Source organism: Duganella vulcania, from assembly GCF_009857655.1.
GTDB classification, from domain to species: Bacteria; Pseudomonadota; Gammaproteobacteria; order Burkholderiales; family Burkholderiaceae_D; genus Rugamonas; species Rugamonas vulcania.
Genome location: NZ_WWCX01000004.1, coordinates 137,686 through 162,255 on the forward strand (window position 1 = coordinate 137,686; position 24,570 = coordinate 162,255).

Below are 24,570 nucleotides of genomic sequence, written 5' to 3' on the forward strand. Positions count from 1 at the left end.
TTTCACCTGGGTTTCACCAGCGGTTTTTTATGCTGGGTGCTCGTTCACTTAACCGAGACCAGCCCCATGAAAATACTGATCAGCCTTGCCGTCCTTGCCTGTGCCGCTTTCCCGGCGTTCGCGCAGGTGCAATCCCTCGTACACAAGGAGGAGAAGCGCCGCTACCTGGTCTACACCCCGCCGTCCTACGCCGGCCAGCCGCAGAAGGCCTACCCGGTCGTCTTCAATTTCCACGGCAGCGGCATGACCATGGCCGAACAAATGCTGTACACGCAAATGAACCGCGCCGCTGACCGTCACCAGTTCATCGTCGTCTACCCCATGGGCGTCAAGCAGGACTGGAATGTCGGTTTCGGCATGTCCTATCTTGAGGGGACCGACGACATCGGCTTTACCGAAGCGCTGCTGACCAAGCTCAAGCAGGACTACCGCATCGACGGCAAGCGCGTGTACGCGACCGGCCTGTCGCGTGGCGGCTTCTTCGCGCTGCGCATCGCGGCCGAGCTGCCGCACCTGTTCGCGGCCGTGGCATCGGTGGGCGGGCCGATGCCGGAACCGGTGGTGCAGCACCATACCAAGCCGGGCAAGGTCGGCGTGCTGCTGGTGCACGGCACGGCGGACCAGGTGGTGGCGTATGGCGGCAAGCCGGGCGGCTATTTGTCGGCCGAGGACAGCTACAGCTATTGGCTGAAGCGAAATGGCCTGGACCCCGCAGGCGCGAGCCGCCGCGTGATCGACAGCGACTCCGGCGACGGCACCGAGGTGGCTTGGGTGGAGCGCGGCAACGGCCAGCTGAGCGTGGCGCTGGCGACCGTCAGGGAGGGCGGCCATACCTGGCCCGGCGCCGATCCGTTCAATGTCGGCCTGCCGATCGGCAAGACCAGCCGCGACATCGACGCCAATGACGTGATCTGGAACTTCTTCGACAAGCACCGCCGTTTATAATGCGGGCATGAAACCGCTCATCGCACTATTGTTGGCCGCCATATCGGTCCCGGCGCTGGCCTGCCAGGCGCCCACGCCGGACAGCCTGCGCGCAGCCTGGATCGCCGTGCGTGCGGCCGCGCTGCGGGACGAGCCGGGCACCTCGGCGCGGCTGTATAAATTTCCTTTGCTGCTGCTGTCCGCCTATGACGGCGACCGGCCGCTGCGCGTGACCAGGGCCGCCTTCAACGACCACTACGCCGAGCTGTTCGGCGCGGAGATGCAGTTCCGCCAGGACTTGAAGAAGACCAAGGACAGCGAGTACATCGGAAAAATCGACTTCGACGACAAGACTTGCCGGCTCAAGTGGCCGGTGCGCATCCACGACTACAACTTCACCTACGAGCAGAAGGCCGGCTGGCTGGTGCAGTCGATCTACATGCCGGAAGCCTACGGCCTCTATCAGGACGGCGGCACCGGCGGCATTCGCTGAGCGGCTTTGCTATAATCCGCATGACCGGGCTCTGTCCTGGTCCTGGCTCCGGACGTCGCCATGATGACGTTCCCAGTGGTCCGCACGGACCTGATGCAAGGAGCTTCCCCTGTCCACCGCCACCCGCCCGGAAAACCTGCGCAGCATCTATGCGATGCTGGCCGCGGTCGCCATGTTCTCGTTCATGGACACCACCATGAAGGTGCTGTCCTCCCACTATCCCGCCACGCAAGTGACCGCCATGCGCGCGCTCAGTTCGCTGCCTCTGCTGTGCGGCTACATGCTGTATCGCGGCGCCTTCCGCGGCATCTTCCGCGTGCGCTGGGGCATGCACATCTTCCGCAGCCTGCTCGGCATCGCCATGCTGACCTCGTTCGCTTACGGCCTCAAGGCGCTGTCGCTGGCCGAGGCGTATTCGATCTTCTTCATCGCGCCGTCGCTGATCACGGCGCTGTCGGTGTTCGTGCTCAAGGAGAAGGTGGGCGCCGGCCAGTGGGTCGCCATCGTGGTGGGCCTGCTCGGCGTGCTGGTGGTGCTGCGGCCTGAAGGCACGGGCTTCCTGACGCTGGGCGGGCTGGCGCTGCTGGGCTCGGCCGCGTGCTATGCGATGGCCGCCATCGTCAGCCGCGTGCTGGCCCGCACCGACAGCAACGAGTCCATGATGTTCTGGTACCTGCTGATGATGGCCGGCGGCGGCCTGGCGATGTCGTTCAGCCACTGGGTGCCGGTGCGCGCCGAGGACGGCTGGGTGTTGCTGGCGCTGGCGCTGAGCGGCTTCCTCGGCCAGCTGGCGATCACGCGCGCGTTCAGCTCGGGCAAGGCGTCGGTGGTGGCGCCGTTCGAATACTCGGCGCTGGCCTGGGGCGTGGCGATCGACTGGCTGCTGTGGCACACGCTGCCCGACGGCTACACGCTGCTGGGCGCCGCCATCATCATCGCCAGCGGCATCTACCTGGTGCGGCGCGAGACGGTCCACGCCGAGGCCGAGCATCCTTGATTGAAGGAAAGTCCGTAGACAGCGCGGCGGACCCAACTTCGCTATAATCGTCGGATGTTAAAACAACGCACCATCAAAGAACTGGTCCGCACCACAGGTGTCGGGCTGCACTCCGGCACCAAGGTCGAGCTGACCCTGCGCCCGGCCGCGCCCGATACCGGCATCGTGTTCCGCCGCGTCGATTTGAACCCGGTGGTGGAGTTCCCCGCCAGCGCGATGGCGGTGGGCGACACCCGCATGGCCTCGGTGCTGGTCAAGGACGGCGCCCGCGTGTCGACCGTCGAGCACCTGATGTCGGCCTGCGCCGGCCTCGGGCTGGACAACCTGTACATCGAGGTCAGCGCCGAGGAAATCCCCATCATGGACGGCTCGGCCTCGTCCTTCGTATATTTATTGCAACAAGCCGGCGTGCAGGAACAGCCGGCCGCGAAGAAATTCATCCGCGTGCTCAAGCCGGTGGAAATCCGCGAAGGCACGGGCGACAAGGAAAAATGGGCCCGCCTGAGCCCGCACAACGGCTTCAAGCTGGACTTCTTCATCGAGTTCAACCATCCGGCCGTGGACGGCACCCAGCAGCGCGCCCGCGTGGATTTCGGCGACGTCTCCTACGTGCACGACGTGGCCCGCGCCCGCACCTTCGGCTTCATGCAGGACGTGGAAATGTTGCGCGGCATAGGCCTGGCGCGCGGCGGTTCGCTGGAGAACGCCATCGTGATGGACGAGTACCGCATCCTCAACTCGGACGGCCTGCGCTACGACGACGAGTTTGTGCGCCACAAGATCCTGGACGCCATCGGCGACCTGTACCTGGTCGGCCACCCGCTGCTGGCCAGCTACGAGGCGCACAAGTCCGGCCACTCGCTGAACAACCAGCTGCTGCTGGAGCTGCTCAAGCATCCGGATGCCTATGAAATCGTCTCGTTCGAGACCAATGAGGTCGCACCACCGTCGTACCTGCGCCAGATGGCGCGTGAGTGGGCGCTAACTTAAGCTAGGTGGTGCGGCGCTTGGCCACCATCGCCTTCAGCGCCGCGATCAGCGTGGCGTTCTGCGGCGTGTCCTCCAGCGTGTGACCGAGCTCGTCGAAGGCCGTCACGGCCGCCTCGGTCAGCGACAGCGAGCGCATCTGCTCCTTGATCTCGGCCGGCTTGGTCATCTGCACTTTCAGTTTCACGCCATCCACCTTCCAGCCGCGGCGCGCCAGCGTCTCCTGCAGCTTGGGCAGCTGCTGCTTCAATTTGGCCGCCAGCGAGGCGTTCGGCAGCGACAAGGTCAATTGTCCCGCCTCGAAAGCCAGGATCTCGCAGTACTTGAACATGGCCGGCAGGGCCGCCGCGCAGTCTTTTTGCAGCGCGGCCATGCGCTCGATGGCCGGCAGCAGGGCGGCCATTTTATCGTCGCGGCGCAGGAAATCGGTGGCCCCGACCGGGGCGCGGCGCTTGATCGAGATGTTGGAGGAGTTGAATCGCATGCGCAGCAACATATCACAGCGGCAAAAAAACGTCACCACCGGTTAAAATAGCTTAATTTTGTGACATTGTTCACCCTTGGGCTATTGTTAAACAGGTCAATAACCCAATGTAGGCGCGGACGCATGATAAAATCACCGTCTTTTGCCATAGTCGAACTCCGTGCGGTAAGGCGTTTTTCACCTACAGAGCTTTTTTTAACGGCGTTTTTTCAAGAATTCAAGCATGTCATTACTGACCCAGATTTTCGGTAGCCGCAACCAGCGGCTGCTCAAGCAATACCAAAAAACGGTACGCGAGATCAATGCGCTCGAGCCGGCGATGGAAAAACTGTCCGACGCCGAGCTGCAAGCGAAGACGCCTGCATTCAAGGAACGCATCGCCAATGGCGAATCGCTGGACGCGATCCTGCCCGAGGCGTTTGCCGTCTGCCGCGAAGCGAGCAAGCGCGTCTTCAAGATGCGCCACTTCGACGTGCAGCTGATCGGCGGCATGGTTCTGCACTACGGCAAGATCGCCGAAATGGGCACCGGCGAGGGCAAGACCCTGACCGCGACCCTGCCGGCCTATCTGAACGCGCTGTCGGGCAAGGGCGTGCACATCGTCACCGTCAACGATTACCTGGCCCAGCGCGACGCCGACACCATGGGCAAGCTGTACGGCTGGCTCGGCCTGTCGACCGGCATCAACCTGTCGCAGATGGAGCACGCCACCAAGCAGGCGGCGTACGCGTCCGACATCACCTACGGCACCAACAACGAGTTCGGTTTCGACTACCTGCGCGACAACATGGTGTTCGAAGCCCGCGACCGCGTGCAGCGCGCGCTGAACTTCGGCATCGTCGATGAAGTCGACTCGATCCTGATCGACGAAGCCCGCACCCCGCTGATCATCTCCGGCCAGGCCGAGAACCACACCGACCTGTACTACAAGATCAACGAAGTCCCGCGCCTGCTGACCCAGCAGATCGGCGAGGAAACCCCGGACGGCAAGGGCAAGGTTGAAGTCCCCGGCGACTACACCAAGGATGAAAAAGCCCACCAGGTGCTGCTGACCGAAGCCGGCCACGAAAAGGCCGAGGCGATCCTCACCAAGATGGGTCTGCTGCCGGAAGGCGCCTCGCTGTACGACTCGGCCAACATCACGCTGGTGCACCACCTGTACGCGGCGCTGCGCGCGCACGCGCTGTACTTCAAGGACCAGCACTACGTGGTGCAGAACAATGAAGTGGTGATCGTCGACGAATTCACCGGCCGCCTGATGACCGGCCGCCGCTGGTCCGACGGCCTGCACCAGGCTGTCGAAGCGAAAGAGGGCGTGAAGATCCAGAACGAGAACCAGACCCTGGCCTCGATCACCTTCCAGAACTACTTCCGCATGTATGCGAAGCTGGCCGGCATGACCGGCACCGCCGATACCGAAGCCTACGAATTCCAGGAAATCTACGGCCTTGAAACCGTGGTGATCCCGCCTAACCGTCCTTCGCAGCGCAAGGACCGTCAGGACCAGGTCTACAAATCGTCGGCCGAGAAGTACAACGCCATGATGCTGGAAATCCGCGAATGCTACGACCGCGGCCAACCGGTGCTGGTGGGTACCACCTCGATCGAAAACTCGGAACTGCTGTCGGGCATCCTGACCAAGGGCGGCCTGCCGCACAACGTCCTGAACGCGAAACAGCACGCCCGTGAAGCGGAAATCATCGCCCAGGCGGGCAGCCCGAAAGCGATCACCATCGCCACCAACATGGCCGGCCGTGGTACCGACATCGTCCTGGGCGGCAACGTCGAGAAGCAGATCCAGTTCATCGAAGCCAACCCTGACCTGAGCGACGCCGACAAGGCCGCGCAATCGCAGGCGCTGCGCGACGGCTGGAAGGCCTTGCACGAGCAGGTGGTTGCCGCCGGCGGCCTGCATATCGTCGGCACCGAGCGCCACGAGTCGCGCCGCGTGGACAACCAGCTGCGCGGCCGCGCCGCACGCCAGGGCGACCCCGGCATGTCGCGCTTCTTCCTGTCGCTGGACGACCAGCTGCTGCGCATCTTCGCGGGCGACCGCGTGCGCGCCATCATGGACCGCCTGAAGATGCCGGAAGGCGAACCGATTGAAGCGGGCATCGTCTCGCGCTCGATCGAGTCGGCGCAGCGCAAGGTCGAGGCACGCAACTTCGACATCCGCAAGCAGCTGCTGGAATACGACGACGTCGCCAACGACCAGCGTAAAGTGATTTACCAGCAGCGTAACGAGCTGCTGGAAGCGACCGACATCTCGGAGCTGATCGAGTCCCTGCGCCACGGCGCCTTCACCGACCTGGTGCGCGAATACGTGCCGGCGGAATCGGTGGAAGAGCAGTGGAACATCAAGGGCCTGGAAGCGGCGCTGGCGTCGGAATGGCAGATCGACCTGCCGCTGCGCGCCATGCTGGAAAAAGAACAGAACCTGAACGACGACGACATCCTGGAACGCGTGCTGGCCGCGGCCGATGCGCTGTACCAGTCGAAGATCGACATCGTCGGCAAGGAATCGTTCGGCGGCTTCGAACGCAACGTGATGCTGCAAAGCGTGGACAGCCACTGGCGTGAACACCTGGCGGCGCTGGATCACCTGCGCCAGGGTATCCACCTGCGCGGCTATGCGCAGAAGAATCCGAAGCAGGAATACAAGCGCGAAGCGTTCGAGCTGTTCGGCCAGATGCTGGACATGATCAAGAACGAAGTGGTCAAGCTGATCATGACGGTCCGCATCCAGTCGCGCGAAGAGATCGACGCGGCCGAAGCGGCGATGCAGCAGTCGCACGTTGAGAACGTGAGCTACCAGCACGCCGACTTCAACCCGAACGCGGCACCGGAAGAACTCCTGGCGCCAGCGCCAGCGGCCTTCGGCGGCCTGCCGCCGGAGCTGAAAGGCCTGAGCGGCGAGCAGCTGATGGAGATGGGCCTGAAAGTCGGACGCAACGACCCATGCCCATGCGGCAGCGGCAAGAAGTACAAGGCGTGCCACGGCAAGCTGGCCTAAGCCAGACGCAGGCGCAGACCTCAACGGCCCGATCGTAACCACGATCGGGCCGTTTTTCATTTGGCTCCCCGCACCTTTTTCGGCTGCCTTCGGGCCATGTTCAATCGCGCGCCAGCCCGGCGGTTTTACGCGTAACATGCTCCACCGAATAAAGTTATCATTTATGATATTTTTTATTGCATGTTATTTGATTGCAACTCCCGCACCGCGTTTCGCACAATAGCTGCCATCGACATGCCATGCCGCCTGAGTCGCGACGCATGCGCCCCGATTCCCCTGGAGAACCCAAATGAATTTGAACGAGCGGCTGGCCGTGGGCATGGGCCTGAGCGAAGCCAAGCGTCCGATCCGCCTGCGTCTGTCCCACGAACAAGGCGTCGCCGACGATGCCTTGCTGATCAAGCACGTCAGCGGCATCGAAACCATTTGCGGTGGCATTGAATATCGCTTGCTATGCGTCGCCAGCCAGGCCGGCGTGCCGACCAAGCAACTGATCGCGGCGCCAGTTGAATTGCAGTTCGTTACCGACATGGGCACGCTGCGCTCGGTGTGCGGCATCGTCGATGTCGCGGTGGAAGGTGAGAGCGATGGCGGACTGGCCACTTACCAGCTGATCGTGCGCGACGCCCTGTCCATCATGGAAAAACGCAGCAATACCCGGGTCTTCCGCAACCAGAACGAAGTCGATATCACCCAACTTCTGCTGAGCGAATGGCAGCATAACAATCCGGTGCTGGCGCGTGCTTTCAAATTCGACCTGGGGCAGTTGAAGAGCAACTATCCGGCGCGCGAATTTACCATGCAATCGAATGAATCCGATGCGGCCTTCCTGCGCCGCTTGTGGAAGCGGCGCGGCCTGGCCTGGTTCATCCGGCCCGGCGACGCCAGCGACACCGGCAGCGACGACACCCCGGCCCACACGCTGGCCTTGTTCGACGATGTTTCGTCCCTCGCGCAGAATGCCGCGGGCCTCGTGCGTTACCACCGCGACGACGGCACCGAAAGCCGCGACAGCATCACCGCCTGGCACGCTGTGCGCACCCTGACTCCCGGCAGCGTCACCCGACACAGCTGGGATTACGCGCGGGCCGGCATGATGAGCGCCCAGGAGAGCAGCCGCAACGACCAGGGGCCGCTCGGCAGCCAGTTCGCCGCCAGCCTGGACGACCACGTGGTCGATCCCCCGCACGCTGGCGACGACGCCGAGGATTACCACAGCCTGGGCACGCTGCGTATGCTGCGCCACGAATACGAGTCGAAATGCTTCCAGGCCGAAAGCGGCGTGCGCGACCTGTGCGTCGGTCAATGGATAGGCGTTACCGGCCACGCCGAAATCGACAGTCATCCGGCCGAAGAGCGCGAATTCGTCATCACCGAGCTGCACGTCGAGGCGGATAACAACCTGCCTAAAACCCTGTCCGACAAGGCGCGCCGCCTGTTTGCGCTGAACCGCTGGCACACGGATGGCGCCGATCATGGCGCCGCGCTGGAACAGGCCGGCGCGGAACGCCAGGCACGCTACGCCAACCGCTTCACCTGCGTGCGGCGCGGCATTTCGATCGTGCCGGCCTTCGATCCACGCATCGACCTGCCACGCGTGCAGACCCAAAGCGTGCTGGTGGTCGGGCCAGTCAATGAAGAGGTGCATTGCGACGAGCAGGGGCGGGTGAAGGTCCGCTTCCCCGGTTGCCGCGCGGTGGATCACGAGCATGCGCAAGGCGCGGGCGCTTCCGATACCGAGCGCGATTCGGCCTGGCTGCGGGTGGCCAGCTTTTGGGCCAGCGCGCAATGGGGCGCGATCTCGCTGCCGCGCGCCGGAGACGAGGTGCTCGTTTCGTTCCTGAACGGCGATCCGGACAAGCCGGTGATCACTGGCCGCGTGCACAACGGCGTTGCGCCGCCGCCTGATTTCAGCCATAGCGGCGCGCTGCCCGGTAATAAATACCTGTCGGGTATCAAGAGCAAGGAAGTCAAGGGCACGCGCTACAACCAGTTGCGCCTGGACGACACGCCCGGCCAGATCAGCGCGCAACTGGCCAGTGAACACGGCCACAGCGAACTGAATCTGGGCCACCTGACCCATCCACGGCGCAACGGCCAGGCCAAGCCGCGCGGCGAGGGCGCGGAGCTGCGCAGCGACGAGCATATCGCACTGCGTGCCGCCAAGGGCCTGCTGCTCACCGCCTGGCAGCGCCTGCATGCGGTGGACAGTCAACTGGCGCGCGCCGAGTACCTGTCGCTGATGGAACAATGCCTGGAGCAATTCCGCAGCCTGGGTAACTACGCTGCGGAGCATCAGGCCCTGCCGCTGGACGACAAGCCGCAGGCTGAACTGCAATCGAAAATCAAGCAGTGGGAGAACGGCAGCAATACCGCACCCGACGGCGCGGAGGGCGGCGCGCCGGTCATCGGCATCACCGCGCCGGACGGTCTAAGCTTCGCAACGCCCAAGAGCATCGTCAGCTATGCCGGCAGCAACCTCGACAGCGTGGCGCAGCAGCACCTGCAACTGACCGCTGGCCAGCGCTTCAACCTGAACGCAGGCAAGGGCATCTCCCTGTTCTCGCACCACGACGGCATTAAGGCCATTGCGCATCACGGCAAGCTGCTGCTGCAAAGCCAGGATGAAGACACCGAAATCAACGCCGCGAAGAACGTCAAGGTCAGCGCCAGCGATGGTGTGATCCGCTTGATGGCCAAGGAAATTCACCTTATTGCCGAGGACGGCTCGTTCATCAAGATCGGCGGCGGGATCAAGCTCGGCAGCAAGGGCGACATCAGCCAGCACGCGGCCAACTTCCCTTTCTCGGGGCCGACCACGATGGCAACCGAGCTGCCGACCTTTGACAGTGGTGCGCCGGATCAGAAATTCCTTCTCAAGTATGGACCGCATACCGACGGCGCGGTCATCGCGCCTAACCGCAAGTTCGAGATCGACATGAGCGACGGCACGACGGTCAAGGGTGTCAGCGATGCGCAGGGCAAGACCGACATCCTGCAGCGCGATGCCATGCATATTGCCAATGTCCGGATCCTTTCGGACAAAGCGTAAGAAGACGACAAAACACAGCAGGCATATGAAATGAGTTATCCAAAACAATCTTATGGAGTTGGGCAGGGATGCAGCGTCCTGCAAAGCAACCGCGTTGCCGACAAGACGGTCGCGGTCAAACCCGACCTGCCCGGCAATATCATCGTGATCCATGGCGTGAATGACGTCGGCACCAGCTATGGTGCGGTGGAAGAGGGGCTCTGTCAGGGGCTGGATGCCCGGATGTACAACATTGCGCGCGGCGCGAAGGGCTGCTTTTCCCCCGGCACCTATCGCATGCCGACGGCGGAGGACAAGGAGCGGCTGGAGCCGGACCCGGACGCGGTGTATTTCAAGCGGAAGATGGACGGCGCCACGCACAGTCCGGTGATTCCGTTTTACTGGGGATTTCGGGAAGAAGATCCCCTTGCCAAAAGCAAGAATGGCCAACGCACCGACCGCTTTGGCAACCGTCTCGACAAGGACCTGTCCAAGGGCGGCGGTCCATTCGGCAACGCCACGTCCACCTTGCCCGACATGTGGAACAGCGGCCTGTGTTCGCCGCTCGACGTGGGCGGCGACCCTGTACGCCCCCTGTTAAGCGCGCCGGGCCGCATGTACATGGTGCTGGCCGCCAAGCGCCTGGCAGCGCTGATCACAATGATCCACGATTACGACCCCGACGAAACGGTGTCTATCGTCGCGCACAGCCAGGGGTGCCTAATTTCCTTGTTGGCGCAAGCGTTCCTGCTTGATTCCAAAGACGCCAAGCAACGGCCGGCCGACACGCTGGTGTTGACCCACCCGCCGTATAGCTTGGTCGAGGATACCACCATGTTTTTTTCGGCAATCGAGGGACTCAGGCCGTTCGGCGGTGGAGACGATGAGGTCATGAAAGGCCATTATGACACCATCGCCGACAGGCAAACGACGGAGGCACGCGTAAAAACGCTGGTGAATATTGTAAATGGCGTCGTCGGCAAAAAACACACCACACCGCCCATTCAGGCGCTGACGGACCAGGGGAAATATTGTGGCATGGTGGGGGCGAAATGGAGCCCTGCTGCGGATCGCGACAATCGCGGCAAGGTCTACTTGTATTTCTGCCCGGAAGACATGACTGTGGCGCTTGACAATATCCAGGGCATTGGCTGGTCAGGAGTGCCTGACTATATCGGCGGCACGACGCTATCCGAGACGGAAAAGACCGAAAAAAAGACTAGTATCTGGAGCAACGAGGTCGACGTCACCTGGAAAACCAAGTTTAGTCAATTGCAGCCTTTTGCGGAACTAACCAAGAACAAGGGTTTCTTCCAACGCGTATTTACGAGCAAGAAGCGACTGGACCCGGCTAAAAAAACCTCGGGCCCTGTACTGGTGGGGCAGGCTCCGCACGATTTTGCCTTGCGTATCGAGGGGGAAGATGAACACGCGCACGTGGCGGAGTCAGGACGCGGTCACCGTAGCAGCAACCCCGAGGTGGCATGGCCGCCAGAAAAAAGTCGGTTGGATTTTGTTAAGCCAGCCTCGTGGCTGCGGGAAGGTCTGCGCCGCATTAATGGCGAGGCGCTGCCCGTGCCGGTCGTCGCCGACTTGCGTGGTGCGGGTCAGATCGATCCGGGTTCAAAGGAATTTCCCAAAAATTCTGTGCAGGCCAAGCTCGATAGAAAAGACCAAGGGCCTTGCGAGGAAGTTGATCCCATCGATTCTGCCATCGCCATTACCAGCGGCGATGGACTGAATTTTTGGCAGGAGGAGCTTCCCGATCCTACCGGTAGAAAACACCCTTGTAGTTCTCCGCAGATTTTGGGGCTGCGAGAACTACGCATGATCCAAGAGCGTTACAGCTACAATCAGGGCAAAACGAACCCGGATGATCAGCGACGCATCATGCGTGCGACACGTCTTCCAGACGGAACGGTGAGGGGCGACGTTCGGGAAAGTCCGAATGAGGCGCGGAAGCGCTGGCAGCACGAGGTCAGCCCGAAATCCTTCCACGGCGCGATTATTGGGAGCAAGGAAAACCATCGCCAGGTCACCGCGTATGATGTGGCCATAGGCGGCGGGAAGGCTGCGAGCGATCCGTTGTTTTACCAATATTTGTGCGCGGTGGCAGATTGGCGACTTCAATATAGTAAATCCACCAGACCGTCAATTTTGACGTGGGAAAAATTCATCAAGACTTTTTCCATTTACTGCAATGTCGAACCAGCGTGGCGTAGGGAAATAATCGAAGGTAATGCGAAATACTACAGCACCGGCCTATTGCCATCCTGCGTGCCGGCGCTGCATGTTGGACTTCCAACGTCGGTGGTATGCGAGACGACGGGTGGCAAGCGAACCGCAGTCGCTGCCACTGCTGAGAAAAAGGGACACGCATGAACGTAACCGTGCAGCCACCTAAATTATGGAAGTATCTGCTGGGCGCGTTTATTGCGCTTATCATTCTGATCCCGCTATGGACGTTATTCGTCATGGTGGTAGTCCAACCGAATAGTTTAATGATGCAGGAGCAAACGATGGGTAACCGATTGTGGTGGTGGGCTGTAGGGCCGGTGGCTGTGGTAGGTTTGGTGCTCGGTGCGCGTTGGATGATGGTAACCCAACAAGCACGAGCTAGCGAACAACAATCGCGAGCGCACATGCAGGTGCATACCCAACACGCAGCCGCCACCGGACAGGCCCGCAATGAATACGTGCTCGAAGTTATCGGACTCGGTGTCACTCTGGACAAGTATCGGCAGGGTAAGCTGTGGGAGGCGTTGCAAAAGGGTAGTCCGTATGTGACGATTCGCGAACAGGATCCCAATAAATATCCTTGGAGCGGCCTGGATAAAGGAGGCGTCAGCGGTGGACGCGGTGGTGACACGCTGGAAAATGGTGCGCAGTATACGCCGATGTATTACGGGGTACCCGTGTTCAATGCTGAACCACCGGTGCTTGATCCGGCAATGATAGACAAGCAAAATGACCCTCGTCCCGGGCTTGCAGAAGGTGCTGTTTCTTCCGGCATGGCTTGGCATTTGTTTGCAGCTGGCCCTCGTCGCTTCGGCGAACGCCCTGACCATATCCTTGAGGACGTGTTTGCTTTCTTCGACGCCAATCCCGATGTGCCGTATATCGTATTGAATTCGGACGATAGCATGGAGTTTCGCGATACCACCCGCCCTCCCAACGAAGCTCCTCTCCTCAGGGACGGCTACTACATCCCCGAGATGCCGGACTCGTCTGCGCTGTTCGTGCTGGCACGGCGTGAGCGGGTTGATCCGGTGCGTCCATTCGTCTGGGATGATCCAGACAACGATTTTTTGCAAAATACCTTACGGTGGATGTACTACACACTGAAGCAGTCCGTTCCTCATCCTGAGCGCAAGGAAATTACCCGCACGCCGGCGCAAGTTGGGGCGGATCCAACTCAGCGCCGCCAGAATGAGGGACCCTCACGCACACCGCTCGTTTCCGAATGGCTGGAAGCGGCCGCCGCTTTTGCCAATCGTCCGGACGTTCGCGGCACCGGCCTGACCCACGTACTCGACGGGGTCAATCCGTTGGTGCACCGTCCGCCGAAAGACTGGCGGCCTACGCCATGGTTCCCGGTTCCCTGGAATCGGGAACAGCTGGCCACCTTCGACAGGTTGCCCACGCTCGGTTATATCCACCGTCCGACCTTCGTCAAGTTCAGCGATGCGAACGGCCAGCCGCTGACGCGCCGCGATGAACGGGAAAAAGCCTTGCAGTCCGGCTGGCAGGAAGCGCTGCGCACGCTGCCCGAGGCGGAACGCGCCAAGGCCCCGGCCCGCATCATTGCCGCCACCGGCGGAAACAGCAGCCAGACCATCGCCCTGCACAGCCTGCTGACCGACCAGGCTGCACATGGCGGTCCCGAGATCGACAGCGGCAAGTCCAGCCAGTTCATCGACACCGACAAGCGCCTGGGCAACACCGGCGCGGCCACGTTGTTCGTGCAAATGGCCATTGGCGTGATGGGCAGTTACCGTGATGGCGGCATCAGCGCCGCAGTCAACCTGCGCGATACCAATGAAGCGTCCATCGTCTTCATCAGCCCGCCGTCCGACGAGAAGCGCAAGACGCAAAAGCATCCAAAAGGCGGTGATGTGTTCGCCCATCACGGTACACCGGCCGTTGATCCGGCCAACTATCCGTCAAACTAGATGCGTAAAGTCATTCGTTTAAACGACTCCACCAGCCACGGCGGCAAGGTCGTCCGCGTCGCGGCCACCCATTTTACGGTGGGCGGCATCGCTGTCGCGCGCGTCGGCGACGAATGCACCTGCCCGATCAAAGGGCATGGCAAGTGCGTCATCATCGAAGGTGATCCTCACCACACCATCGACGGCGTCGCCGTTGCCTACGAAGGCCATAAAACCAGTTGCGGTGCGACGCTGGTGGCCACCGTCGATAACTTCGGTCGGGCGTAGACCTTCTATAAAAGACGTTTGGCGCTGAGCGAGAAGATGATAAAAAAACGATGGTGGTGCTGCGGGATTGCGGTCGCGCTGTGGCTTGGTGTGCACTGGACGACGGCATCACTGGACGCGCAAGCCCGGGAGAAACAGTTAAAAACAATAGTGTCGGCGCAACGCGCCGGCTCCGCTGGGCAAGTTCGTCAGGAATACGTGCTTGAAGTTATCGGGCTCGGTGTCACTCTGGACAAGTACCGGCAGGGCAAGCTGTGGGACGTGCTACAACGAGGAAGTCCCTACGTAACGGTTCGGGAACAAGACGTTAATAAATATCCATGGAGTGCCAGGGACAAAAATGGCACCAACGGTGGACGTGGCGGCGACACACTTGAGAACGGCGCGCAATACACGCCCATGTATTATGGAGTGCCAGTGTTTAACGCCGAACCTTTGGCGCTCGATCCGACAATGACCGACAAAGAGAACGCCCCTGTAATAGGGCTCGCTGAAGGTGCAGTTGTCTCAGGCATGGCTTGGCATTTATTTGTCGCGGGACCCCGACGCTTTGGCGAGCGTCCAGATCACATTCTTGAAGATGTGTTCGCGTTCTTCGATACCCATCCAGACGTGCCCTATATTGTCCTTAATTCGGACGACAGCATGGCGTTTCGCGACAGCACCCGTCCCATGGATGGACCCAAGTTGCTCAAGGACGGCTATTACATCCCCGAGATGCCGGACTCGTCCGCGCTGTTCGTGCTGGCACGCCGTGAACGGGTTGACCCGGTGCGTCCGTTCGTCTGGGATGATCCGGACAACGACTTTTTGCAAAACACCTTACGGTGGATGTACTGCACACTGCAGCAGTCCGTTCCTCATCCTGAGCGCAAGGAAATTACCCGCACGCCGGCGCAAGTTGGGGCGGATCCAACTCAGCTCGGCCCAAATGACGGGCCCTTACGCACACCGCTCGTTTCCGAGTGGCTGGAAGCCGCCGCCGCTTTTGCCACTCGTCCGGACGTCCGCGGCACCGGCCTGCCCCATGTATTCGACAGCGTCATTCCGTGGATGCACCGGCCGCCGAAAGACTGGCGGCCCACGCCATGGTTCCCTGTTCCCTGGAACCGTGAACAGCTGGCCACCTTCGACAAGTTGCCCACGCTTGGTTATATCCACCGTCCGACCTTCGTCAAATTCAGCGACGCGAACGGCCAGCCGCTCACGCGCCGCGACGAACGGGAAAAAGCCTTGCAGGCCGGCTGGCAGGAAGCATTGCGCACGCTGCCCGAGTCGGAGCGCGCCAAGGCCCCGGTCCGCATCATTGCCGCCACCGGTGGAAACAGCAGCCAGGCCATCGCCCTGCATAGCCTGCTGACCGACCAGGCTGCACATGGCGGTCCCGAGATCGACAGCGGCAAGTCCGCCCAGTTCATCGACACCGACAAGCGCCTGGGCAACACCGGCGCGGCCACGCTGTTCGTGCAAATGGCCATTGGCGTGATGGGCAGCTACCGTGATGGCGGCATCAGCGCCGCAGTCAACCTGCGCGATACCAATGAAGCGTCCATCGTCTTCATCAGCCCGCCGTCCGACGAGAAGCGCAAGACGCAAAAGCATCCGAAAGGCGGTGACGTGTTCGCCCATCACGGCATACCGGCCATTGATCCGGCCAACTATCCGTCTAACTAGTCCGCTAGCGCGCAGCCTCGCGCTGCGGCGCGGAGTACGGCAGCAGCATGCGCACCGCCGTGCCGACGCCTGGTGCCGAGTCGATGGTGATGCGTCCACCCAGCACGCCGGTGACGATGTTGTAGACGATGTTCATCCCCAGTCCCGTCCCGCCCTGGCCCATCTTGGTGGTGAAGAAGGGATCGAACACCCGCCGCAGCACATCCTCCTGCATGCCGGCGCCGTCGTCGCTGAACATCAGCTCCACGATGTCCTCGTCCACGGCCTCCGCGCGCACGGTGATGGTGCCGCCCTTGCGCTGTTCGAACGCGTGCGTGAGCGCGTTGTTGACCAGGTTATTCAGCACCTGGTACAAGGCGCCGGGATAAGAGTCGAAGGTCAGTCCCTCCGGTATTTGCATCACCACCTCGCACTCGGCGCGGCGCAGGCGCGGCATGTAGGTGGCCATGGTGTCGTGCACCGCCGACAGCAGATCGAAGCGGCGGCGCTGGTCGTTGGTCTGGTCCACGGCGATCTGCTTGAACGACGCGATCAGCTCCGCCGCCTTGTGCAGCGAGCCGGAAATGAGTTCGCTGGCCAGGCGCACTTCCTCCAGGTGCGCGGTCAGCTCCGAACGCCGCAGCGCGCCGGCCGCCACATGGCGGTCGAACTCCGTCACGCGGTCGCGCAGCGCGGTCGATGCCAGCAGGCTGTTGCCGATCGGCGTATTGAGTTCATGCGCGATGCCCGCCACCAGCGATCCGAGCGACGCCATCTTCTCGGCCGCCAGCAGGTCGTGCTGCGTGTGCTGCAAGGTCTCCAGCGCCGCGCTCAGGTCCGCGTTGGCGCGCTCCAGCGCCGCCGAGCGGTCGCGCACGCGCGTCTCCAGCGAGACGTTGAGGTCCTTCAGTTCGCGCTTGGCGTTGAGTTCCTCGGTCAGGTCCAGCAGCGCCCAGATGATGGAGTCGTTGCCGTCCAGCGTCAGCGAGGACGACCAGATCGCCACGCTGCCCACGCTGCCGTCGGGCAGCAGCACGCCGGCGATGGCGCCATGTACCGCGCCGTCGGTCTTGTAGATGTTCCAGATACGGTCGCGCTCCAGCGTGCTGGCCCAGAACGGTACCTCGTCGCTGCGCTTGCCGATCAACTTGGCCGCGCCGGCGCCGAAGGTGTGCGTGACCGCGCGGTTGGCGGCGACGATGCGCCCATCGCGGTCCGACACGGTGAGCGGCAGCGGCGCCATGTCGAACAGCGTCTTGAAGCGCGCCTCCGATTCCGACAGCCGCTGCTGCGATTGCTCCAGCTGCGCGATGCGCTCGCGCAGCGCCGCGCTCATGGCGTTCAGGGCGCGCGTGAAGACGGCGATTTCGTCGTGGCCCTCGACCGGCAGCGCCTTGCTGTAGTCGCCCAGCGCCATCTGCTTCGACTGGCCGGTGAGCGCGTTCAGGCGGCGCCCGATGCCATGCGTGAAGGCGTAGAACAGCAGCAGGCCGGTGGCGAATCCGGCCAGCGAGATCACGCCGCCCTGCAGCAGCACCTCGTCGCGCGCCTGCTTCAGGTCCTTGGTGGTGAGGCCGAAATTGATGGAGCCCACGCGGCCGTCGCGCAGCAGCAGCGGTGAGCGCGCGTGCAGCATGGCGCCGTCGAGGAGCGTATGCACGCCTTTGAAGCTGGTGCCTTCGCCTTGCCGCAGGATCTCCGGCAGCGGCATCTTGCGCTTGCCCACTTCGAGGATGGTCCGTTCCTGTTCGTCGAGGATGACCAGGTAGCGCAGAAAACTGTCGTCGGGATCGGCCAGCATCTCGGCCAGGTAGTTGGTCAGTTCGGGCAGGCGGCCGCGCGTGGCGTAGGGGCTGAGGGAGAGGTTGAGCGTGACCGCATATTCGCGGGCGACGCGTTCGGCGTTGGTGCTGACGGCGTGGTTCATCAGGCGCAGGCTGTTCCAGATCAGCAGGCCAACCACCAGCGCCTGGATGACGGCGCTCAGCAGCAGAAATTTCGCGCGCAGCGATAGACTCAAAACGTACACTCCTTGTGGCGGTGCCAGGAGCGCACGCGCCTGCCGTCCGCGCGGACGGCAGGGGGCCAGGGCTACCTGGAGGTTAAGGCAGGGTCAGGATCACTTTGACGGTGTCGTCCACTGCCGACTTGTCAATATAACCGATCGCCTTGGGATCGGCAGCAACTGCTTTCTTCACCTCGGCGTTGTTCGGATACTCCTTCGGCGGCGTGGCCTTGCCGGTGAAGACCAGCTTGGACCACAGGGCCTTGACCTGGGCTGGGTCCTTGTCCGCCACCTTCTGGTAGAAGTCGGCGCGGATGTGCGAGCCTTCGGCCTGGTCGACCGGCGTGAACAGGTTGGATTTACCGAGGAAGAATTGCGATGCCTGTTCCGAGAACATGCGGGTCGCCGGATTCTTCTGGCTGACGATGACGACGGTTTCGGCCGAGGCGCCGGCCGCGGCCAGCGACGACAACAGCGCGGCGATGATCATTTTTTTCATGTGTGGGACTCCGGATTAGAAGACGAAATCGAGCGCCGCGGCGACAACGGTGACGTTGCCGCTGAAGCCAGGCTTGACGAAGATCAGGGAACCGGCCTTGGTCTTGGGCTTGACGCGGTCGGCCTGCACTTTCAGGGCCACCGATTTGGCGAAGTCCCAGCGCACGCCGATCAGGTCGGACGTTTGTTCCGGCGATGGCAGCAGGCCATACACGGCCGCGCCCAGCGGATGGTTCTTCGGCAGGGAGGCAGGCGGGGTCACCGAGCTGCCGGCGTCGCGGTAGGAAGCGTGTGCGTAGTAAGGCAGCACCTTGCCGACGCGGTAGCCGACCATGGTGTACCAGGCGTTGGTGTCGGGGATATAGACCGCTTCCTTGGCGCGGCGCTGCGCGTATTCGGTCTGGACGACGATGTTGTGCCAGTCCATGGTGGCGCCGATCGAGGTGAAGGCGATCTTTTTGCCGTTGGTCAGGCCGAGGTCATCGGCCAGCGGCTTGAAGCCGAACTGGGTCAGCTGGGCGGTCAGGCCGTTGATCGGCGCCAGGTCGTTGATCTTCAGGTCGGCGCGGGCGTGGCCGACGCGCACCAGGAACGGGCCGTATTCGCCGGTGAAGCTGATGCCGGCGGCTGGCGCGCGGTAGGTGGCCACCGAGCCGGCGCCGGTCGGCACGAACAGCTTGCCGCGGCTGACGCCGACGAAGGCCTGGGTGGTGAAGTTGAAGTCGCCGAAGGCGCGCTGGAAGTTGATGTCCGCGCCGTCCACGTTTTCGATCGGCGCCTGGCCGTACATTTCAATCGGAGGACGCATCATGGTGTTGGCGTAGCCGACGTTCTGGTAGTCCGAGATCAGGAAGGTCGGCAGCACGACGCGGCCGACACGCACGCTCACTTCGTCGTTGACGCGGGCTTTCAGGAAGGCCCAGGTCAGGTCGGTGGTGAAGGTCGGGCTGGTGTTCTTGCGGGTCAGGATCTGCGCGGTGCCGGACAGCCAGTCGTTGATCTTGTAGGTCGCTTGCAGGCCCAGGTTGGTGTCGAGGCCGATCTTGGCCTTGTCGGCCACGCCTTCGGCCTGGTTGTAGCGGGCGAATTGCGCCTGGTCGGTATTGCTCTTGGCGACGCCGAGCGTGCCGAAGCCGCTGATGCTCAGGTTCTCGTCGCCCAGGGTGGCGGCCTGCGCTTGCATGGCGGCGGTGGCGGCGAAAATGGCTGCTACTAAAAGTTTCTTTTTCATGTGGTCTGTATCCTTTGATTTGTTGTCAGCTGTGTACTGCGTTCGGCGATCATGTCGCCTTGTTTGTCTCGAGACATGCGGGGATGGGGCATTCGGGCTAGACCTTAAACTAATTTCCGTACGGCATGAAACGGTTTTTTGAAAATTAGAACGGACGTACTAAAATGTTGTCGTTTTTACGATCAAGATAACGTTTTCATCAATAAATTCATGGGGTTGTACGATATCCTTCTAGTGCTTTTTGAGCAAATTTAAGGATAAATCATGCTTTGTGGAAGTGGTCTTTTAGAGTGACCGTTAGTCACATTGATGCGATGCGCCATTCTGGCCGTCAGGTATTACAATAGCGGCTCCCACTTTCCACTCACGAGAACACTCATATGGCCGTCAATTCCCCTCTGCCCGTCGCCTCCGCACTGAAGCCTGTAGCCGGCATCGAAATCGGCTTTGCCGAAGCTGGCATCAAGAAGCCGAACCGCAAGGACGTGCTGGTGATGAAGGTGGCGCCGACCGCCACCGTGTCCGGCGTGTTCACACTGAACCGCTTCTGCGCCGCGCCGGTGCAGATCGCCAAGGCCCACCTGGCGGCCGCCAAGGAAAGCGGCAAGCCAATCGCCGCGCTGCTGATCAACACCGGCAACGCCAACGCCGGCACCGGCGAGCTGGGCCTGTCGCTGGCCAACGAGACCTGCGCCGCGCTGGCCGCGCAGCTGGGCTGCGAAGCGTCGCAGATCCTGCCGTTCTCCACCGGCGTGATCCTGGAGCCGCTGCCGGCCGCCAAGGTGATCGCGGGCCTGCCGCAAGCGGTGGCCGGCCTGAAGGCCGACAACTGGTACAACGCGGCCGAAGCCATCATGACCACCGACACGCAGCCAAAGGCCGGCTCGCGCACCGTGACCATCGGCGGCCACACCGTCACCATGAGCGGCATCAGCAAGGGCGCCGGCATGATCAAGCCGAACATGGCCACCATGCTGGGCTACCTGGCGTTCGACGCCAAGGTCGCGCAGCCGGTGCTGGACGTGCTGGTCAAGCAGGTGGCGGACAAGTCGTTCAACTGCATCACCATCGACGGCGACACCTCGACCAACGATTCCTTCATGCTGATCGCCACCGGCGCCGGCACGCTGGAAATCAATTCGGTGGACTCGCCGGAATACGCCGAACTGGCGGCCGCCGTGACCGAGCTGTCGCTGTTCCTGGCGCAGGCCATCGTGCGTGACGGCGAGGGCGCGACCAAGTTCATCACCATCACCGTGGAAGATGGCGCCAGCGTGGAAGAGTGCCGCAAGATCGCCTACTCGATCGGCCACTCGCCGCTGGTCAAGACCGCGTTCTTCGCGTCCGACCCTAACCTGGGCCGCATCCTGGCCGCCATCGGCTACGCCGGCGTCGACGACCTCGATGTCAGCAAGCTCAATCTGTACCTGGACGACGTGTGGGTGGCCAAGAACGGCGGCCGCAATCCGGACTACAAGGAAGAAGACGGCCAGCGCGTGATGAAGCAGAGCGAGATCCTGGTGCGCGTCAAGCTGGCGCGCGGCGCGGCTGCCGCCACGGTCTACACCTGCGACCTGTCGCACGACTATGTGAGCATCAACGCCGACTACCGTTCCTAAGATGGCGACGCCTCTCGAACAATTCCTGGTGCGCGCCGAGGCCTTGCTGGCGCGCGTGGAGGCGGTGCTGCCGCAGGCGCCGCGCGAGCCGGACTGGAAGCTGGGCTTCGCTTTCCGCTGGAGGAAACGCAGCGGCGGCGGCGCCAGTTATCTGCAGGCGGTGGCCCACGTGTCGCCGATCGCGCTGGACGATTTGCAGCACATCGGTCCGCAGAAAGAGCAGATCGAGCAGAACACCCGCCAGTTCGTGCAGGGCCGGCCGGCCAACAACGTGCTGCTGACCGGTGCGCGCGGCACCGGCAAGTCCTCGCTGATCAAGGCTTGTTTGAACCAGTTCGGCAAGGACGGCCTGCGCCTGATCGAAGTCGACAAGGCCGACTTGGCCGAGCTGCCGGACATCGTCGACATCGTGGCCGGACGGCCGGAGCGCTTCATCATCTTCTGCGACGACCTGTCGTTCGAAGAGGGCGAGAGCGGCTACAAGGCGCTGAAGGTGGCGCTGGACGGCAGCATCTCGGCGCAGTCGGACAATGTGCTGATCTACGCGACCTCCAACCGCCGCCACCTGATGCCGGAGCGTATGTCCGACAACATGAGCTACAAGCACGACGAGGACGGCGACCTACATCCGGGCGAGACGGTGGAAGAGAAGATCTCGCTGTCCGAACGCTTCGGCCTGTGGCTGACGTTTTATCCGTTCAAGCAGGACGACTACCTGGCCATCGTCGGCCACTGGCTGTCGTCGCTGGGCTGCACCGAGGCGCAGATCGAAGCCTCGCGCGCCGACGCGCTGCGCTGGGCCTTGCAGCGCGGCTCGCGCTCGGGCCGTGTGGCCTGGCAGTTCGCCAAGGACTTCGCCGGGAAGCAGGCATGAGCGGCGCACAGGCGAAGGTCAAACCGGTGGACGTCGCGGTCGGCATCCTGATGAAGCCCAACGGCGACGTGCTGCTGGGCCAGCGTCCGGCCGGCAAGCCGTACGAAGGCTATTGGGAATTCCCCGGCGGTAAAGTCGATCCGGGCGAGACCGTGCTGCAAGCGTTGAAGCGCGAGTTCGTCGAGGAACTGGGCCTCCATATCAACAGCGCCGAGGAGTGGTGCGGCGTCGAACACGTGTACGAACACGCGCATGTGCGGCTGCACTTCTTCATCAGCCGCGACTGGAGCGGCGAGCCGCAAAGCCTGGAAGGCCAGGCCTTCGCATGGCAGGGCGCGGTCGGTGTCGAGCCGCTGCTGCCGGCCACCATTCCGCTGCTGGCGTGGCTGGACATGGTTCGCTACGGCGACCAATGACGAACTGGTGGCATCAGGTGGGCGTTTGGCGCGGGCTGGCGGGCGCCGCGCTGGCGGCCTGTGTGGCGCTGGGCGCGCTGCTGGTGCTGCGCCCCGAACCGCCGGGACCGGCGTGGGTCGCGGTGCTGTCCGCGCCGCAGGACAATAGCGCCGCCTGGGTGGCGCTGGTGGGCGCGGACCGCCAACTGACGCTGACGCCGTTGCACGACACCGTGGTCGCCAACCGCAAGGCGCTGCAATTGTGGATATCCGCGCCGGGCTGGGCCGCGCCGGTGTCGCTGGGTTTGCTGGAGCAGGACCGCCAGGCCAAGCTGGCGCTGGACAAGTTGCCGCCGCTGGAGGCGGGCTGGTCGTTCGAGATGACGCTGGAACCTCAGGGAGGCTCGGCCGCGCCAAGCGGGCCGGTGCTGTACACCGGACAGGCCGTCAAGCCGCGATAGGATTTATTCTTCGTCGTTCGGATCGACCGGCGGAGCGGCCGGGATGGCATACTTTTCCTCGGCCCAGGCGCCGAGATCGATTTGCTTGCAGCGTTCCGAGCAGAACGGGCGATACTTATTCTCTTCCTTCCACTCCACTTTGGCGGAGCAGGTAGGGCAGTCAACTACGGTGGCCATGATCAATCTTTAAAAGTTACAGAGGGTGAGCTCGAATGGTACATCATCTTCCAGCGGCTTGGGTTTCAGGTCGCCGCCCTGCGAGGTGAAGCGCACCCACAGCATGTATTTGTTGGCCGAGATCTCCGGGATCGCGCCCAGCGATTCGTCCAAGGTCAGCCGCAGCATCTGGTAGACCTTCCCCTGCAACATCTGCTGGTAGCTGCCGGCCACGGCGATCATCTTGACCGGGCCGCCGGAATCGCGCAGCAGGCGCAGCACCAGGCCCAGCGCGTCGAACAGCGGCGCCAGCGGCGCGAACCAGGCGGCGATGTCGTTGAAGCGCTGCTCGGCCGGACGCTTTTGCCACGCGTAGTAGGACGGCAGGTCGAATTCGCAGGCGCCGCCGGGGATGATGGTGCGGCCGCGGATGCTCATCAGCCATTCGTTGTCGCGCACGTTCTGGCCGGTCTTGCCCTGGGCCGCGACCAGCGCGCTGCTCACGCCGTCGAGCTCGGCCAGGATGGCGTCCAGCGTTTCCGCCTGGACGTTGGGATTCATGCGGTAGCCCAGCAGCGATTGGCGCTGGCGCTCCAGTTCTTGCAGCAGGTCGGATTTCAAATCGGCGCGGCCGGCCACCTCCAGCATGTCGAAGATGGTCGCCAGCGCGACGTGGTGCTGCATAGGATGTTCTTGATGCACAAAGAACTTGAATTTCTCGTACAGATCCTCTAATCGCAACAACGTGCGGATGCGCTCGTTGAAAGGATATTCGTAGACAATCAAAATAACATCCCTCTGTAGGTGGACTTGCGATTAATTCCCGTGATTTTGAAGCAAGCCAAGCAAAATTACAAACGTTGCGAGGATATTGTTACCGTTCTTTTTGAAATTGCCAGCGCATTTTCAAATATAAATCGTGCAGACGCTCGATTTGGGGCGCCAAAGCCTCGATTCCGTTGCCGTTTTCGATAACATCGTCCGCCGCGTCCAGCCTTTGCTGGCGGCTGGCCTGCGCCGCCATGATCGCGCGCACCTGGCTTTCCGGCAGATTGTTACGCGCCATCACGCGGGCGATTTGCACTTCTTCCGGGCAGTCTACCGCGAGTACGCGTGTGACCCGCGCACGCCAAGTGCCCGATTCCACCAGCAGCGGCACGGCGAAGATGACGTAGCTGCCGGTGGCCGCGGCGGCCGCGGCCAGCGCGGCGTCGCGGATGCGCGGGTGCAGGATGGCTTCGAGGCGGGCCGCTGCTGGTGGAATCGGGCACTTGGCGTGCGCGGGTCACACGCGTACTCGCGGTAGACTG

At 62.5% G+C, this 24,570-nt stretch carries 20 protein-coding genes and 1 pseudogene; 14 read left to right on the forward strand and 7 right to left on the reverse strand.

All coding sequences use genetic code 11. The annotated features are described in order from the left end of the window. The first annotated feature begins 66 nt into the window (after positions 1-66). The 4 genes from GTP90_RS05905 (at position 67) to lpxC (ending at position 3,404) form a co-directional block, all read left to right on the forward strand. Entirely contained in the window at positions 67-945 is an 879-nt protein-coding gene (locus tag GTP90_RS05905) for an extracellular catalytic domain type 1 short-chain-length polyhydroxyalkanoate depolymerase (protein WP_161082620.1), read from the forward strand. 7 nt (positions 946-952) lie between these two features. Continuing rightward, a complete protein-coding gene (locus GTP90_RS05910; RefSeq protein WP_161082621.1) occupies positions 953-1,417 on the forward strand; it encodes a hypothetical protein in 465 nt (154 codons plus the stop codon). A 154-nt stretch (positions 1,418-1,571) separates the two neighbouring features. Further along, positions 1,572-2,414 (forward strand): DMT family transporter, encoded by an 843-nt coding sequence (locus tag GTP90_RS05915; protein ID WP_161082622.1) that lies wholly within the window; start codon positions 1,572-1,574, stop codon positions 2,412-2,414. Positions 2,415-2,468: 54 nt separating this feature from the next. Next, the gene (gene lpxC, locus GTP90_RS05920) at positions 2,469-3,404 is read left to right on the forward strand and encodes a UDP-3-O-acyl-N-acetylglucosamine deacetylase (protein WP_161082623.1); all 936 of its coding nucleotides are present in this window, start codon (positions 2,469-2,471) and stop codon (positions 3,402-3,404) included. A 1-nt stretch (position 3,405) separates the two neighbouring features. Here the strand turns inward: lpxC and GTP90_RS05925 are convergent, their stop codons facing one another. Beyond that, a complete protein-coding gene (locus tag GTP90_RS05925; RefSeq protein ID WP_254441901.1) occupies positions 3,406-3,885 on the reverse strand; it encodes a DciA family protein in 480 nt (159 codons plus the stop codon). Between the two features lie 223 nt (positions 3,886-4,108). Between GTP90_RS05925 and secA the strand changes: the two genes are divergently transcribed. The 6 genes from secA (at position 4,109) to GTP90_RS05955 (ending at position 16,042) form a co-directional block, all read left to right on the forward strand. Further along, the gene (gene secA, locus GTP90_RS05930; RefSeq protein WP_161082625.1) at positions 4,109-6,898 is read left to right on the forward strand and encodes a preprotein translocase subunit SecA; all 2,790 of its coding nucleotides are present in this window, start codon (positions 4,109-4,111) and stop codon (positions 6,896-6,898) included. A gap of 289 nt (positions 6,899-7,187) precedes the next feature. After that, entirely contained in the window at positions 7,188-9,950 is a 2,763-nt protein-coding gene (locus GTP90_RS05935; protein WP_254451745.1) for a type VI secretion system Vgr family protein, read from the forward strand. Between the two features lie 30 nt (positions 9,951-9,980). Then, on the forward strand, positions 9,981-12,311 hold the full coding sequence (locus GTP90_RS05940; RefSeq protein ID WP_161082626.1) for a T6SS effector phospholipase Tle3 domain-containing protein: 2,331 nt from the start codon (positions 9,981-9,983) through the stop codon (positions 12,309-12,311). After that, a complete protein-coding gene (locus GTP90_RS05945; RefSeq protein WP_161082627.1) occupies positions 12,308-14,101 on the forward strand; it encodes a type VI lipase adapter Tla3 domain-containing protein in 1,794 nt (597 codons plus the stop codon). Before GTP90_RS05940 ends, GTP90_RS05945 begins: the two co-directional genes overlap by 4 nt. Next, positions 14,102-14,368, forward strand: coding sequence for a PAAR domain-containing protein (locus GTP90_RS05950; RefSeq protein ID WP_161082628.1), 267 nt, complete (start codon positions 14,102-14,104; stop codon positions 14,366-14,368). Between the two features lie 18 nt (positions 14,369-14,386). After that, positions 14,387-16,042 (forward strand): type VI lipase adapter Tla3 domain-containing protein, encoded by a 1,656-nt coding sequence (locus GTP90_RS05955; RefSeq protein ID WP_161082629.1) that lies wholly within the window; start codon positions 14,387-14,389, stop codon positions 16,040-16,042. Between the two features lie 4 nt (positions 16,043-16,046). Here GTP90_RS05955 and GTP90_RS05960 read toward each other — a convergent pair whose 3' ends face one another. The 3 genes from GTP90_RS05960 to GTP90_RS05970 form a co-directional block, all read right to left on the reverse strand. Next, positions 16,047-18,050, reverse strand: a complete 2,004-nt coding sequence (locus GTP90_RS05960) for a sensor histidine kinase (protein WP_371875025.1) — start codon at positions 18,048-18,050, stop codon at positions 16,047-16,049. Positions 18,051-18,123: 73 nt separating this feature from the next. Continuing rightward, positions 18,124-18,525, reverse strand: a complete 402-nt coding sequence (locus GTP90_RS05965) for a type 2 periplasmic-binding domain-containing protein (RefSeq protein ID WP_117013051.1) — start codon at positions 18,523-18,525, stop codon at positions 18,124-18,126. Positions 18,526-18,540: 15 nt separating this feature from the next. Beyond that, positions 18,541-19,755, reverse strand: a complete 1,215-nt coding sequence (locus GTP90_RS05970) for a porin (RefSeq protein ID WP_161082631.1) — start codon at positions 19,753-19,755, stop codon at positions 18,541-18,543. A gap of 380 nt (positions 19,756-20,135) precedes the next feature. Here GTP90_RS05970 and argJ point away from each other — a divergent pair, with 380 nt between their 5' ends. From argJ to GTP90_RS05990, 4 genes are read left to right on the forward strand one after another with little or no spacing between them, the layout of a single operon-like run. Continuing rightward, positions 20,136-21,374, forward strand: coding sequence for a bifunctional glutamate N-acetyltransferase/amino-acid acetyltransferase ArgJ (gene argJ, locus GTP90_RS05975; protein ID WP_161082632.1), 1,239 nt, complete (start codon positions 20,136-20,138; stop codon positions 21,372-21,374). Position 21,375: 1 nt separating this feature from the next. Continuing rightward, positions 21,376-22,248 carry an ATP-binding protein gene (locus tag GTP90_RS05980; protein WP_161082633.1) on the forward strand — a complete coding sequence of 291 codons (873 nt, stop codon included), beginning with the start codon at positions 21,376-21,378 and terminating at the stop codon, positions 22,246-22,248. After that, positions 22,245-22,664, forward strand: a complete 420-nt coding sequence (locus GTP90_RS05985) for an NUDIX domain-containing protein (RefSeq protein ID WP_161082634.1) — start codon at positions 22,245-22,247, stop codon at positions 22,662-22,664. Before GTP90_RS05980 ends, GTP90_RS05985 begins: the two co-directional genes overlap by 4 nt. Beyond that, on the forward strand, positions 22,661-23,104 hold the full coding sequence (locus GTP90_RS05990) for an anti-sigma factor domain-containing protein (protein ID WP_371875026.1): 444 nt from the start codon (positions 22,661-22,663) through the stop codon (positions 23,102-23,104). The genes GTP90_RS05985 and GTP90_RS05990 overlap by 4 nt, the downstream gene beginning before the upstream one ends. 3 nt (positions 23,105-23,107) lie before the next feature. On the opposite strand, the gene yacG is transcribed toward GTP90_RS05990, so the two are convergent. The 3 genes and pseudogenes from yacG to coaE form a co-directional block, all read right to left on the reverse strand. Next, complete coding sequence (gene yacG / locus GTP90_RS05995; RefSeq protein ID WP_161082636.1) at positions 23,108-23,281, reverse strand: DNA gyrase inhibitor YacG; 174 nt, start codon at positions 23,279-23,281, stop codon at positions 23,108-23,110. Positions 23,282-23,290: 9 nt separating this feature from the next. Beyond that, positions 23,291-24,046, reverse strand: a complete 756-nt coding sequence (zapD, locus tag GTP90_RS06000; protein WP_117013056.1) for a cell division protein ZapD — start codon at positions 24,044-24,046, stop codon at positions 23,291-23,293. 88 nt (positions 24,047-24,134) lie between these two features. Beyond that, a pseudogene (gene coaE, locus GTP90_RS06005) lies at positions 24,135-24,515 on the reverse strand (dephospho-CoA kinase); the annotation flags it as partial. Positions 24,516-24,570: the final 55 nt, after the last annotated feature.

Excerpts from the sequence above, each read along its gene's own strand:
- GTP90_RS05905 (WP_161082620.1), top strand. The coding sequence starts at position 67 with ATGAAAATACTGATCAGCCTTGCCGTCCTTGCCTGTGCCGCTTTCCCG.
- GTP90_RS05910 (WP_161082621.1), top strand. The coding sequence starts at position 953 with ATGAAACCGCTCATCGCACTATTGTTGGCCGCCATATCGGTCCCGGCG.
- GTP90_RS05915 (WP_161082622.1), top strand. The coding sequence starts at position 1,572 with ATGCTGGCCGCGGTCGCCATGTTCTCGTTCATGGACACCACCATGAAG.
- lpxC (WP_161082623.1), top strand. The coding sequence starts at position 2,469 with ATGTTAAAACAACGCACCATCAAAGAACTGGTCCGCACCACAGGTGTC.
- GTP90_RS05925 (WP_254441901.1), bottom strand. The coding sequence starts at position 3,885 with ATGCGATTCAACTCCTCCAACATCTCGATCAAGCGCCGCGCCCCGGTC.
- secA (WP_161082625.1), top strand. The coding sequence starts at position 4,109 with ATGTCATTACTGACCCAGATTTTCGGTAGCCGCAACCAGCGGCTGCTC.
- GTP90_RS05935 (WP_254451745.1), top strand. The coding sequence starts at position 7,188 with ATGAATTTGAACGAGCGGCTGGCCGTGGGCATGGGCCTGAGCGAAGCC.
- GTP90_RS05940 (WP_161082626.1), top strand. The coding sequence starts at position 9,981 with ATGAGTTATCCAAAACAATCTTATGGAGTTGGGCAGGGATGCAGCGTC.
- GTP90_RS05945 (WP_161082627.1), top strand. The coding sequence starts at position 12,308 with ATGAACGTAACCGTGCAGCCACCTAAATTATGGAAGTATCTGCTGGGC.
- GTP90_RS05950 (WP_161082628.1), top strand. The coding sequence starts at position 14,102 with ATGCGTAAAGTCATTCGTTTAAACGACTCCACCAGCCACGGCGGCAAG.
- GTP90_RS05965 (WP_117013051.1), bottom strand. The coding sequence starts at position 18,525 with ATGAAAAAAATGATCATCGCCGCGCTGTTGTCGTCGCTGGCCGCGGCC.
- GTP90_RS05970 (WP_161082631.1), bottom strand. The coding sequence starts at position 19,755 with ATGAAAAAGAAACTTTTAGTAGCAGCCATTTTCGCCGCCACCGCCGCC.
- argJ (WP_161082632.1), top strand. The coding sequence starts at position 20,136 with ATGGCCGTCAATTCCCCTCTGCCCGTCGCCTCCGCACTGAAGCCTGTA.
- GTP90_RS05980 (WP_161082633.1), top strand. The coding sequence starts at position 21,376 with ATGGCGACGCCTCTCGAACAATTCCTGGTGCGCGCCGAGGCCTTGCTG.
- GTP90_RS05985 (WP_161082634.1), top strand. The coding sequence starts at position 22,245 with ATGAGCGGCGCACAGGCGAAGGTCAAACCGGTGGACGTCGCGGTCGGC.
- GTP90_RS05990 (WP_371875026.1), top strand. The coding sequence starts at position 22,661 with ATGACGAACTGGTGGCATCAGGTGGGCGTTTGGCGCGGGCTGGCGGGC.
- yacG (WP_161082636.1), bottom strand. The coding sequence starts at position 23,281 with ATGGCCACCGTAGTTGACTGCCCTACCTGCTCCGCCAAAGTGGAGTGG.